General features: G+C 50.8%; 10 protein-coding genes and 1 pseudogene. All 11 read right to left on the bottom strand.

Annotated elements, in window-relative coordinates:
- Positions 1 to 27: 27 nt before the first annotated feature.
- On the bottom strand, positions 28 to 1,320 hold the full coding sequence (tolB, locus tag ACUU1M_RS04995) for a Tol-Pal system beta propeller repeat protein TolB (protein WP_001295307.1): 1,293 nt from the start codon (positions 1,318 to 1,320) through the stop codon (positions 28 to 30).
- Positions 1,321 to 1,452: 132 nt separating this feature from the next.
- Positions 1,453 to 2,694 carry a cell envelope integrity protein TolA gene (gene tolA, locus ACUU1M_RS04990; RefSeq protein WP_152028929.1) on the bottom strand — a complete coding sequence of 414 codons (1,242 nt, stop codon included), beginning with the start codon at positions 2,692 to 2,694 and terminating at the stop codon, positions 1,453 to 1,455.
- A gap of 64 nt (positions 2,695 to 2,758) precedes the next feature.
- A complete protein-coding gene (gene tolR, locus ACUU1M_RS04985) occupies positions 2,759 to 3,187 on the bottom strand; it encodes a colicin uptake protein TolR (protein ID WP_000090097.1) in 429 nt (142 codons plus the stop codon).
- A gap of 3 nt (positions 3,188 to 3,190) precedes the next feature.
- Positions 3,191 to 3,883, bottom strand: a complete 693-nt coding sequence (tolQ, locus tag ACUU1M_RS04980; RefSeq protein ID WP_000131314.1) for a Tol-Pal system protein TolQ — start codon at positions 3,881 to 3,883, stop codon at positions 3,191 to 3,193.
- The gene (gene ybgC, locus ACUU1M_RS04975; protein ID WP_001098384.1) at positions 3,880 to 4,284 is read right to left on the bottom strand and encodes a tol-pal system-associated acyl-CoA thioesterase; all 405 of its coding nucleotides are present in this window, start codon (positions 4,282 to 4,284) and stop codon (positions 3,880 to 3,882) included. The genes tolQ and ybgC overlap by 4 nt, the downstream gene beginning before the upstream one ends.
- Positions 4,285 to 4,433: 149 nt before the next feature.
- Entirely contained in the window at positions 4,434 to 4,727 is a 294-nt protein-coding gene (gene ybgE / locus ACUU1M_RS04970) for a cyd operon protein YbgE (RefSeq protein ID WP_000034602.1), read from the bottom strand.
- The gene (gene cydX, locus ACUU1M_RS04965) at positions 4,727 to 4,840 is read right to left on the bottom strand and encodes a cytochrome bd-I oxidase subunit CydX (protein ID WP_000270282.1); all 114 of its coding nucleotides are present in this window, start codon (positions 4,838 to 4,840) and stop codon (positions 4,727 to 4,729) included. The genes ybgE and cydX overlap by 1 nt, the downstream gene beginning before the upstream one ends.
- A 14-nt stretch (positions 4,841 to 4,854) precedes the next feature.
- Positions 4,855 to 5,994 carry a cytochrome d ubiquinol oxidase subunit II gene (gene cydB, locus ACUU1M_RS04960; RefSeq protein WP_000568275.1) on the bottom strand — a complete coding sequence of 380 codons (1,140 nt, stop codon included), beginning with the start codon at positions 5,992 to 5,994 and terminating at the stop codon, positions 4,855 to 4,857.
- 15 nt (positions 5,995 to 6,009) lie between these two features.
- Positions 6,010 to 7,578: a cytochrome ubiquinol oxidase subunit I gene (gene cydA / locus ACUU1M_RS04955; protein WP_000884361.1), complete on the bottom strand. Its 1,569-nt coding sequence runs from the start codon at positions 7,576 to 7,578 to the stop codon at positions 6,010 to 6,012.
- 848 nt (positions 7,579 to 8,426) lie between these two features.
- Positions 8,427 to 11,060: pseudogene (gene mngB / locus ACUU1M_RS04950) on the bottom strand (mannosylglycerate hydrolase).
- Between the two features lie 17 nt (positions 11,061 to 11,077).
- Positions 11,078 to 12,994 carry a PTS 2-O-a-mannosyl-D-glycerate transporter subunit IIABC gene (gene mngA, locus ACUU1M_RS04945; RefSeq protein ID WP_005073381.1) on the bottom strand — a complete coding sequence of 639 codons (1,917 nt, stop codon included), beginning with the start codon at positions 12,992 to 12,994 and terminating at the stop codon, positions 11,078 to 11,080.
- Positions 12,995 to 12,997 lie beyond the last annotated feature (3 nt).

The raw sequence follows: 12,997 nt of genomic DNA, 5'->3' as shown, positions 1-12,997 counted from the left end.
ATTCCTTTACTATTCAATTAATTATTATCACAGATACGGCGACCAGGCAGGGAATTTGACCTGTCCATCAGTTGCCGGAAGACGCGCTTTGAAACGCCCATCTGTAGAAACCAAATTCAGCACGGATCCCATCCCCTGAGAAGAGCTGTAGATTACCATAGTGCCGTTAGGTGCCAGACTTGGCGTTTCATCCAGGAACGTGGACGACAGAACTTGTACGCCTCCCGTTGCCAGATCTTGTTTGGCAATGTGCTGCTGCCCACCATTGGAGCTGACCATTACCATAAATTTACCGTCGCTGCTGACATCCGCATCCTGGTTCTGCGAACCTTCCCAGGTAATACGTTGTGGCGCACCGCCGTTGATATTCACTTTATAAACCTGCGGACGACCGGCCTGGTCAGAAGTAAATGCCAGGTTCTGGCTATCCGGGAACCAGGTCGGTTCGGTATTGTTACTGCGACCATCAGTCACCTGGCGGATCTGACCAGAAGCCAAATCCATTACGTACAGGTTCAGACTACCGGTTTTCGACAAGGCGAATGCCAGTTTGCTGCCGTCTGGCGAGAATGCAGGTGCACCGTTGTGACGCGGGAATGAAGCCACCTGACGTACAGCGCCATTTGCCAGCGTCTGAATAACCAGCGCGGAACGACCGCTTTCGAAGGTCACATAAGCCAGTTTAGAACCGTCTGGTGACCACGCCGGAGACATCAGCGGCTGCGGTGAACGGTGAACGACAAACTGGTTGTAACCGTCATAGTCAGATACGCGCAGTTCATACGGGAACTGACCGCCGTTGGTCTGAACAACGTAGGCAATACGGGTACGGAACGCACCTTTAATGCCGGTCAGTTTTTCAAACACTTCATCACTGGCGGTATGACCAGCATAACGCAGCCACTGCTTGTTCACTTTGTACGAGTTCTGAGCAAGTACAGTACCCGGTGCGCCGCCAGTGTCAACAAGTTGATAAGCAACATTGTAAGAACCATCCGGATTCGGAGTGACCTGACCGACAACTACAGCGTCAATGCCCAGTGCGGACCATGCAGCTGGTTGTACTTCCTGCGCACTACCCGGCTGCTGTGGCAGACGAGCGCGATCTAACGGATTAAATTTACCGCTGTTACGCAAGTCAGCAGCAACGATGCCGCCAATATCTTCAGGTGCCGCACCAGGCCCCGCCCACTGGAAAGGAACAACACCAATAGGACGACCGGAATCTACACCGCTGTCGATCACAATGCGGACTTCAGCATGCAGAACTGATGCCCACAGTATGAGAAAACCAAATGCTACTCGTAATGCCTGCTTCATCATATCTCCCTTATCTGGACCGATGGCCCACGATAATTTAGCAGAATGTTAACAAACTAAAATACACAAAACTACCAGAACCCCGTGGCAACCGGTGCCTGATGTTGACCGTCCGAACAGTCAACATCGCGATTACGGTTTGAAGTCCAATGGCGCGTTTTTGAACACTTCATATACTGCCTGGCTTGGTGGTTTCGGGATCTTCGCAAGTTTAGCTGCTGCCAACGCAGCCCGACAAAGTGCGGGATCGCCACCTTCAGGTTTGATATCCAGTAACATACCATCGGGTGCCAGTTTTATGCGCAGCGTACAGGTTTTGCCTGCATAGGACGATGCGTCATAGAACTTACTTTCGATAGCAGATTTAATCTGCCCGGCATAGTTATTGATATCGGCCCCTGATGCGCCATTGTTTTTAGTATTACCACTCCCGGCAGGCGAAGCATTGTTCCCTTTCGCCCCTCCCCCCGTTTTCGGTGCATTCTTACCAGAGCTTAGCTCACCGAAAATATCATCTGCCTCTGCGGCAGCTTTTGCTGCAGCGGCTTTTTCAGCTGCTGCTTTTGCCGCTGCCGCTTTTTTGTCTGCGGCGGCTTTTTCTGCCGCTGCTTTCTTATCAGCTGCTGCCTTATCAGCAGCCGCTTTTTCTGCTGCTTTTTTGTCGGCTGCAGCTTTCTCTGCTGCCGCTTTCTTATCAGCTGCAGCCTTTTCAGCAGCCGCTTTCTTCTCAGCTTCTGCCTTGGCTTTTTCAGCAGCTTCAGTTGCCGCTTTCTTTCTTGCTTCAGCTGCAGCTGCTTCTGCCGCTTCCGCTTTCTTCTTCAGTGCCGCAGCGGCTACCTCGGCTTTTTTCTGCGCTTCGGCTGCGGCTTTGGCGGCTTCTGCTTCTGCTTTTTTCTTCGCGTCTGCAGCCGCTTTCTTCGCTGCTTCTTCCGCAGCTTTAGCATCTGCCGCCGCTTTCGCTGCTGCCACTTCAGCTTGCTTCTGCTTTAACTCGGCCTGTTTTGCGGCTTCTTCAGCCTGCTTTTTCTGCTCCTGAGCCGCTAACCGCTCTTTCTCAAGTTGCTTCAGGCGTTCCTGTTCAGCCGCTTGTTTCTCACGCAGTTCTTCAGCAGCCTGCTGTTCCTTCATCTTGCGCTGTTCATCAGAACGCTTCGCGCTTGATTCCTGGCTTTGCATGCGTTTGTACTGCTCAACTACCGCACCTGAATCAACCATGACAGCGTCGATGGACGAACCACCGCCGCCTCCGGCTGAAGCTTCTATATTCTCATCGAACGAACTCCAGATCAGCGCCGCAAATAAGATGACATGCAGCACTGCTGAAATAATTATCGCCCGCTTGAGCTTGTCGTTTTGTTCGGTTGCCTTTGACACTCTCGGTTTCCAAAAACTGTTCGCCTGTTACCCGCTCTCTTTCAAGCAAGGGAAACGCAGATGTTTAGATAGGCTGCGTCATTAAACCAACCGATTTCACACCCGCACTATGTAACAAGTTCAGTGCTTTAATTATTTCATCGTAAGGCACATCTTTTGCGCCACCGATCAGAAAGACCGTTTTCGGGTTGGCCTTGAAACGGCTGGACACTTCCGCCACCACCTGCTCTGGTGGTAAACGCTCCAGGCGATCTTTCTCAACCACCACGGTGTACTGACCAATACCAGACACTTCAACAATCACTGGCGGATTATCGTTACTGCTCACCGCCTGTGATTCAGTAGCGTCTGGCAGATCGACCTCCACGCTCTGGGTGATGATGGGCGCTGTCGCCATAAAGATCAGCAACAGCACCAGCAGTACGTCCAGCAACGGTACAATGTTGATTTCGGACTTGAGATCGCGACGACCTCGTCCACGCGCTCTGGCCATGGCTTACCCCTTGTTGCTCTCGCTAACGGTAAACGCCTGGCGGTGCAGAATCGCGGTAAACTCTTCCATAAAGTTGTCGTAATTCAGTTCCAGTTTGTTTACGCGCTGGTTGAGACGGTTATAAGCCATTACCGCCGGAATTGCGGCGAACAGACCAATTGCCGTCGCAATCAACGCTTCTGCGATACCGGGCGCAACCATTTGCAGTGTTGCTTGTTTTACCGCCCCGAGGGCGATAAAGGCGTGCATGATCCCCCAGACCGTACCAAACAGACCAATATACGGGCTGATGGAGCCAACCGTACCGAGGAACGGAATGTGCGTTTCCAGATTTTCAAGTTCACGGTTCATGGAGATACGCATAGCACGCGACGCCCCTTCCACTACGGCTTCCGGCGCATGGCTATTGGCACGATGCAGGCGCACAAACTCTTTGAACCCGCTGTAAAAGATTTGTTCCGAACCAGTCAGATTATCCCGTTTCCCCTGACTCTCTTGATAGAGGCGAGAGAGTTCGATTCCAGACCAGAATTTATCTTCAAACGCTTCGGCTTCACGCGCCGCTGCGTTAAGAATACGGGTTCGCTGGATAATAATGGCCCAGGATGCGATTGAAAAACCAATCAAAATCAACATGATAAGTTTAACCAGAAGGCTAGCCTTCAGGAACAAATCAAGGATATTCATGTCAGTCACTGCTTAAACTCCGCGACAATAGACTTGGGAAGCGCACGAGGCTTCATTTTGAGTGGGTCAACGCAAACAACCAGAACCTCTGCTTCATTCAGCAAAGTATTCTCGGCGTTGACAATACGTTGCGTGAAAACCAAAGAGGTGCCACGCATTGATGTTATTTCAGTCTGTATTTCGAGCATATCGTCGAGCCGCGCAGGTGCGTAATATTCCACCGTCATTTTACGTACCACAAAGGCAACGCGTTCAGCCATCAGCGCCTGCTGACTGAAGTGATGATGACGCAGCATCTCTGTGCGTGCTCTTTCATAAAAAGCGACGTAACTGGCGTGGTACACCACACCACCGGCATCGGTATCTTCATAGTAGACGCGAACCGGCCATCGAAACAGCGTTGTATTCACTTTACATCCCGGTAATGCAACAAAAGTTAGAGCTTTTAAACGCTGCTACTATACGCGCGCGATTGAGGTTTGGGAATGAGGGCAAGTTAAGGGAGCGTAAAAATTTATGGGCCTGGAGCGGCCCATAATTTTTTAAAGAGAATTCTGATTTAAAAGAAGAAGAAAATCAGCCCGACAATGAGAACAATATCGGCAAGCAATGGGCAAAAAATCCCTTGCCAAAGAACCTTCTGCGGACGAAAGCCCACGCCGTGAATCACACCAGCACAGACGGCCCACATCAGCAATAAACCATGCCAGATTTCCAGTTCACTGGTCTTCGCGGCAAAACGAGATGGGTCCCAAAACATACATCCTGCTAACAGAAGCGCCATCACGAAGGAAAGCGCCCGCAGGGGGCGCTTGTCCATTACCGCATACAAGGTCGCGATAATCTTACTCATCAGATGTCTTCTTGACCGGCTTTGCCTGATTCGACGTGTTCAAGCGCCAGCGCGGTGATTACCCCAAACGAACAGGCAAGAAGCGTTCCCAGAATCCATGCGAAATACCACATTTTTAGCTCCTTACTTAGTACAGAGAGTGGGTGTTACGTTCAATATCTTCTTTGGTGATACGACCGAACATTTTCCAGTAACACCAGGCGGTGTAGAGCAGAATGATCGGTACCAGAACCACCGCAACCCAGGTCATGACGTTAAGCGTCAGCTGGCTGGAAGTTGCATCCCACATTGTCAGACTTGCGTTCATCATGGTGCTGGACGGCATCACAAACGGGAACATTGCGATACCGGCTGTCAGGATGATGCAGGCCAGCGTCAGGGAGGAGAACACAAACGCCCACGCGGCTTTATCCATACGTGCAGTCAGGATGGTCAGCAGCGGCAGAACCACACCCAGTGCCGGAATAGCCCACAGAATTGGCGTGTTGTTGAAGTTAACCAGCCATGCGCCAGCTTCACGAACCACTTCTTTATTCAGTGGGTTAGAGGCTGCGTAATGGTCCATTGTCGATTTCACGACATAACCATCGATACCGTACATCACCCATACGCCAGCCAGTGCGAAACAGACCAGTGTCACCAGCGCAGCCACCTGAGCCGTTGCACGGGTACGCAGGTGCAGTTCGCCCACGGTACGCATTTGCAGATAGGTTGCGCCCTGAGTAATGATCATCCCTACGCTCACCACGCCTGCCAGCAGGCCGAACGGGTTAAGCAACTGGAAGAAGTTACCGGTGTAGTACAGACGCAGATATTCATCAACGTTGAACGGTACGCCCTGCAACAGGTTACCGAACGCTACACCAATTACCAGCGGCGGAACGAAGCTACCAATGAAGATGCCCCAGTCCCACATGTTACGCCAGCGGGTTTCTTCAATCTTGGAGCGGTAGTCAAAACCGACCGGACGGAAGAACAAAGACGCCAGCACGAGGATCATCGCCACATAGAAGCCGGAGAACGCAGCGGCATAGACCATCGGCCAGGCAGCAAAGAGTGCGCCGCCCGCGGTGATCAGCCAAACCTGGTTACCGTCCCAGTGTGGTGCAATGGAGTTAATCATAATTCGACGCTCGGTGTCGTTACGACCGAGGAAACGGGTGAGCATGCCCACCCCCATGTCGAAACCGTCAGTGACAGCAAAACCAATCAGCAGAACGCCAACCAGCAGCCACCAGATAAAACGCAATACTTCATAATCGATCATTTGACGACTCCTGTCTTAGCGTGCCGGCTGAGTAGTCGTGGAAGACTGCTCAAAGTGATAGCGACCGGTTTTCAGGCTGCTTGGGCCGAGGCGTGCAAACTTGAACATTAAGAACAATTCTGCCACCAGGAACAGGGTATACAGGCCGCAAATCAGCACCATTGAGAATATGAGATCGCCTGCGGTCAGTGACGAATTCGCCACAGCTGTCGGCAGCACTTCACCGATAGCCCACGGTTGGCGGCCATATTCAGCCACGAACCAGCCCGCTTCTACAGCAATCCACGGCAGCGGAATACCGTACAGCGCGGCGCGCAGAAGCCATTTTTTCTCGCCAATGCGGTTGCGGATGACACTCCAGAAAGAGAGCGCGATGATTGCCAGCAGCAGGAAGCCACACGCCACCATGATACGGAACGCAAAGTACAGCGGCGCTACACGCGGGATGGAGTCTTTGGTTGCCTGTTGAATCTGCGCTTCGGTCGCATCAGCCACGTTTGGCGTATAGCGTTTCAGCAGCAGACCGTAACCGAGGTCTTTCTTCATGCTATTGAACTGGTCACGAACCGCCTGGTCGGTAGAACCAGAACGCAGTTGTTCGAGCAGAGAGTACGCCTTCATCCCGTTACGAATGCGTTCTTCATGCTGCACCATCAGCTCTTTCAGGCCGATAACCGGGGTATCCACGGAACGCGTTGCAATGATGCCCAGTGCGTAAGGGATCTGAATCGCAAATTTGTTCGTCTCCTCTTCCTGATCAGGAATGCCGAACAAAGTAAAGGCAGCAGGCGCAGGTTGCGTTTCCCACTCGGCTTCAATAGCAGCCAGTTTGGTTTTCTGCACGTCGCCCATTTCGTAGCCGGATTCATCACCCAGAACAATAACAGACAGAACAGCAGCCATACCGAAGCTGGCAGCGATAGCAAAGGAGCGTTTAGCGAAGGCGAAGTCACGACCTTTCAGCATATACCATGCGCTGATACCGAGGATGAACATCGCGCCAGTCACATAACCAGACGCTACAGTGTGAACGAATTTCACCTGAGCAACCGGGTTAAGCACCAGCTCGGAGAAGCTCACCATCTCCATACGCATAGTTTCAAAGTTGAAATCGGACGCGATTGGGTTTTGCATCCAGCCGTTCGCAACCAGAATCCACAGTGCGGACAGGTTTGAACCGAGCGCCACCAGCCAGGTGACACACATATGCTGAACTTTACCCAGACGATCCCAACCGAAGAAGAACAGACCTACAAAGGTGGATTCGAGGAAGAAGGCCATCAGACCTTCGATTGCCAGCGGCGCACCGAAGATATCCCCTACATAGTGGGAATAGTAAGACCAGTTAGTCCCGAACTGGAACTCCATGGTCAGACCGGTAGCCACACCCAGAGCGAAGTTGATACCAAACAACTTGCCCCAGAACTTGGTCATATCTTTATAAATCTGTTTGCCGGAGAGGACGTAGACCGTTTCCATAATGGCCAGGAGGAACGCCATACCGAGCGTCAGTGGCACAAAAAGGAAGTGGTACATCGCGGTCAAGGCAAACTGTAAGCGCGACAGTTCGACTATATCTAACATCATGACTCCTTGCTCATCGCATGAAGACTCCGAGAGTGAACCCCGTTAGAAAGGGTCACACGCATGCCCCAATAGAAATTTGTTTGAACACTTTCATCATACCATGTGAATGCACACAAAAACGGCGTAAAGAAAGGTTGCAAACATGTTAATAAAAACTCAAATTGATCCCACGTATATATTACGCCGCAAAATCCTTACAATAAACAGGTTTTTGTTGAAGCAAATTTGCATTTTTCGACGGTGATCAATTTATAGCTAAATTGCCGCCTTTCAGCCAATTTGATCGAGAACAATTTATCTCTTTTTGATGCCCATTTCCAAGACTTATACATTGATAAATATCAATTTCTACAAATTATGTTAATCATGTTTCAACAAGGTAACTTTAGTGACATTTATGTTTAAAATGTGTGAATTATAAGGCTGAAATTAGTTTCGGTTGGCAATTAAAGATAAAAAGAGACGAAGCAAAAACAGCACGGTTGACTTTAATTCTTTTTTTGGTCACTGGCTAATACGACGCAGAGTTTCAGGATTATTAATAAAGGCATAAATCTCCCCCCCGCCGATATTAACATTTAATTAACTTATAATTATATTATAATTAACTCACCCGGGGTTATTATTTTGTTAAAAATAAAGCCACATATACGTGGCTTGAGAGTGAAGATAAACGCAAAATTACCTGATGCGCTACGCTTGCCAGTGTCTACATCATCTCTGCAATATATTGAATTTGCCTGCTTTTGTAGACCGAATAAAGCGTTCATGCCGTATCCGGCATGAACAAAGCGCCCTTTGTCAACAATCTGGCCGCGCATATGTGGCTTCGGTTTGATTGCTATTCAGGCAAGCCGGTAACTGAACGTCCGTGACTGGCCGGGTAAAAAAGGCCCCGATAGATTTGAACCTTGATTTTCCTCGGTGGTAATGTGTTCATCCATCATCGTTTCTGAGCAAGAAATCACCTCGCGACTGAAAGCAACAGTCGCATCACAGGTTGCTGATTCAGCCGGATTAAACAGCCGTAAAATCACTTCTTGTCGGTCTTCAGCTTTCTTAAGTGCGCTTATCAGGCATCCCACTGGGGGCATTTTCAACAAACTATAACTTTCCGGCACGTTGAATCCGGCTTTGTTGAGCTTCATCGCATCCCATGGGATTTTGTTGTAACACTGTACTGGAGTCAGCCATGCTCGCGCCTGCTGAGCTACACCAGCGGCGGTTGGCGTACCGGTATAACTCAATAAACTTAGGCGACAAGAAAGCAGACCACGTAGTTGTGAGTCCGGGACTGGCATTTTAATTCCCGAAGGCCGCCTAGGCCTTAAAAGCAGATCTTCTTTCCCCAGTAAGCCCACGCCGCGCAGCAACGTAATGGCAAAGGTTTTCTTCTCTTCACCGATGACTTCAAATTCACGTAGCCCTTCGCTAAAGACAGCCATGCCGTTACGCCCTTCCTGTAAGGCTGCATAGTTGAGCATATTCCATACCGGAACCGGCGCTTCTTTCCAGCCTTCTTGCTGCCAGTTGTTCATTGCACTGTCGTTCACGGGGCGCGTTAGCGAACCAAACTGGGTATCTGCCAGAACACTATCGGTGTTAAAAGATGTAGGGATCAGGACGCGAAGGCGATGATCGTCAGCCTGGTTATCAAGGTTGATATCCACATCAATGCGCCTGTTGTTATGACTAAGAGTGACAACCAACTCGACACCTACTCTGCCAGTGGATTGTCTTGCGCTGCGTTGTTGCAGATTACGCGGCACCGCCATTTCATAGCGGATAACAGCCCTGCTCTGCCAGGCCTCATGAATAATCTCGCATTGCGGTTTCGCATTCGCCGAAGTAATTACCCACTCTTCTTTTGCGGGTGAATAGTCATATTCATCACCATCATCAGAGCTTTCTTCAATTTGCAACACCCGGTCATAGCGCACACCGCTATCTTTATCTACCAGTTGTAGCGTTCCATCCTCATTGAGCGCAATTTGCCAGAAAGCATTTTCCAGTATCCCTTCAGCGTCACTTTTTGCCGCAATCACGTTGCCAGGCTGATTCGCTTCGATATAAAGCGTGCGATAGCCCATAGAAGGGACAATCTGGTTGATCTGTATATCAAACTCCATAAAGGGATCGTAATTACCGTAATGAACTATTTGCCGATCGATTAGGCCTGGATCGATCTCACGGGCATGGCGAATAAAATACGGTACAGGCTGACCGCGATCGTCTCGTAGATTAAACTGGCTGGCGCGCAGCCGCACAGTGGTGTTGATCACTTCTTCCCGCGGCCAGGGCATCAGGTTAAACAGGACGAGTTTGTCGGCGTCGCTCTGCGGCATGTTGTCGGCGATTTTACGCATATAGAAACGCAGCAGATTATCCGCCATGTCTTCAGCCAGTTCGAAGCGGGCGACGATTTCGCGATGAACTTTGTCACTACAGCAGCAGCCGATGCTGTCGTGGGCATGATTTTTTAAGATCTCTTTCCACATTTTCTCCAGCAAGCCGTGGTGGTATTCAAAACCCAACGTCTAGGCCAGCGTTGCCAGCGGTTCCAGCAGATTAACAATCTTATTTTCAATACGTGCGTGGGCAACTTTGATATCCATGCGCGTGGAACCGATGGTGCGATGCACGCGCATATATTTGCCATCAATAAATTCCCCTTTCAGGGTTGCCAGATTATCTCGCTGCGCTTCGATCTTCTCAAATACCTCTTCAAAGCGGCTCATCACAAACTTTCGTTGAGGATAAATTTCGCGCAGTTTCTCCATCACTTCGAAGATATTTTGCTGCAATGGCATCTGATCATGCCCATTCGGCAGCAAAATCTCTTTGGTTACAGACGCTTTTTCCAGCACGTCAAAATAACTGTCGAGGCGTTTGCGTAATCCGTTTTCGTCCGCAGGTAAGTACTTACCGATGGCATAACCCAACGGCATCACCTGCGCCGTCACTTCGCTACCGTCACTGCTTTGCCACAAAAACTCGGTTTTATCCGTACCGTGGCGCTCAGAACATCCACGCCAGAACATGGTGCAGGTAATGCCAAATCCATTGTAGATATGCGGCAGTTGCCCGGACATGCCAAAGGAATCGGGTAAATAACCTATTTTCATCGGCTCGCCAAACGCGAGGCAGTCACGCATTCCGTACATCAGATTACGGACGATGGATTCCGCAGAAACAATCGTGGTATCGGTCTGGGTATACTAGGGGCCGATAATCAACTTGCCGGCTTCTACCAGTTTCTTCACGCGGTCTTTGTTTTCCGGTTTCACCGCGAAATAATCTTCGAGGATCGCCGTTTGCCCGTCGAGTACGTAATATTTGTATTCGTTGTCCTGTTCCAGTCGGCACAGGATCTTTTCCATATTATTGACCAGCAGAATGCGTGACTCTTCGGTGGTGAAATACCACTCCCGATCCCAGTGCATATGCGGGGTGATGTGAACGCGAGATACCGCTTTCATCGTCGTTTCCTTTTTGTTTATGGCATTACGCCATCAGTCAGATAGTTGCCATGCTTAACCGCGTGACGCCGCCAGATCAGGAGAATTGCAGTCGAGATTGCAGCCCCCACCAATGCCGCACCAAACCAGCCAATTGCCGCCATAACACCGCCCGCGCCATTATCATGAAGTAAAAAGAGCGAGAAAATGCCAGCACCGGGTGTCGAAAGGCCGATATTCATCGCACCGACAATAGCGCCCGTTACCATAGAGCCCAGCACAAACGAACCAATAACCCGCAGCGGATCTTCAATCGCCATCGGGATCGCCCCTTCGGTAATACCTGCCAGCCCTAACAGCCAGGTGGATTTCCCGGTCTCAATTTCAAACTCTTTAAACAGGCGCGGTGCGAGCATCGTGGAAGCGGTTACGGTAAATGCCGAAACCATTTTGACGGAGGCGAAAATGGCATACGGGCCGTAAACGCCGTTCGCCATTGCGCCCAGGCAGAATGCATAAGCGGCTTTATTCACTGGCCCTCCAAGGTCAAAGGTACACATAAAACCGAGAATGGCACCCAGCAACAGCGCGTTACTTCCTGACAGACCGTTCAGCCAGGCGGTAAGCGAGTTATTGATCCAGGCGACAGGTTCCCCCACCACAAACAGCATCAGACTGCCCGCTCCCAATGTACCGAGCACCGGGTAGAGATAAAAAGTCAGGAAGCCATTGAATTTACTGCTAAGACGCAAGTGATTTTTCATCCAGCGTATCAAGTAACCGGCTATCAATCCGCCAACGACCGCGCCGAGAAACCCGGAGCCGATCATGTTGGCGGCAAGTCCAGCCGCAAAGCCTGGCGCTAACGCCGGTTTATCTGCCAGCGAATAGGCGGTATAGGCTGCCAGCACCGGTACCATCAAAATTCCGAGCAGCCCGCCGCCCAGTTTGCGGTACATCCACAGCCAGGAGTTTTCTTCATTAAACAGATCTTGTAGCCCGAAGATTTGCGACAGTAATACCGCGACCGCCAGCACCGTCCCCCCCGCGACAATCAACGGTACGGCAAAAGAGATCCCGCTCAACAGTGCCTGTTTCAGCTCCGTTTTGACGCTTTTCACCGGTTGCGTATCTTGCTGTACGGTACGCGTCTCATCGCCACGCTCGAGGGTAAGCGATTGTTGGATCAACGCTTCTGCATGGCGAATCGGCTCGGCAACAGGCACAGAAAGCGCAGGAATGCCGTTAAAACGCTCACTCTCCTTGATGGCGACTTCAGCCGCAAAAATACAGGCAGTTGCACTATTGAGTTGATCCGCCGTTAAACGCCCTTCAATACCGTTAGCACCTTGCTTTTCAACGTAGACATTCACGCCGAGTTTGCGTCCGGCTTTTTCCAGATACTCCGCAGCCATGTAGGTGTGAGCAATACCCGCCGGGCAGGCCGTTACGCAAACGATAGTTGGCGCGTTGGAAAAAGAGGCAGAAGGTTGCGTGCCTCCCTTGTCATCCAGCGCCGAGAGCAATTCATCAGGCGTCGTCGCCGACTGTATACGCGCCCGAATCTCATCATCCGCCAGGCGCGTGGTCAGCGCTGTCAGCAGTTGCATGTGCGTAGTACCCGCTTCATTGGGGGGAATCGCCAGCAACACCACTAAATCAACCGCTTCCGGGCCATCCACGCCTTCCCACTGAAGCGGCTCGCTGAGTGTGGCGACCGCAAACGCCGCTTCTTTTACCGCAGCAGTTTTGCCATGCGGCACAGCCAACCCTTCACCTAAGGCGGTCGGGCCAAGGCTTTCACGGCGATACACTTCTTTCAGAAATTGCTCAGTACTGGAAATTTTCCCCAGAGCAGCAAGACGTTGAGTCAACGCGTGAATGGCCTCTTCACGGCTGGTAAAGCGCGCATTCAGACACAACGCATCGCGGTGGGTCAGAGTCGTCAGGTTCATCAT

The organism is Shigella sp. SIG6 (assembly GCF_053555815.1).
This window is presented reverse-complemented; position numbering and strand designations above follow the sequence as displayed.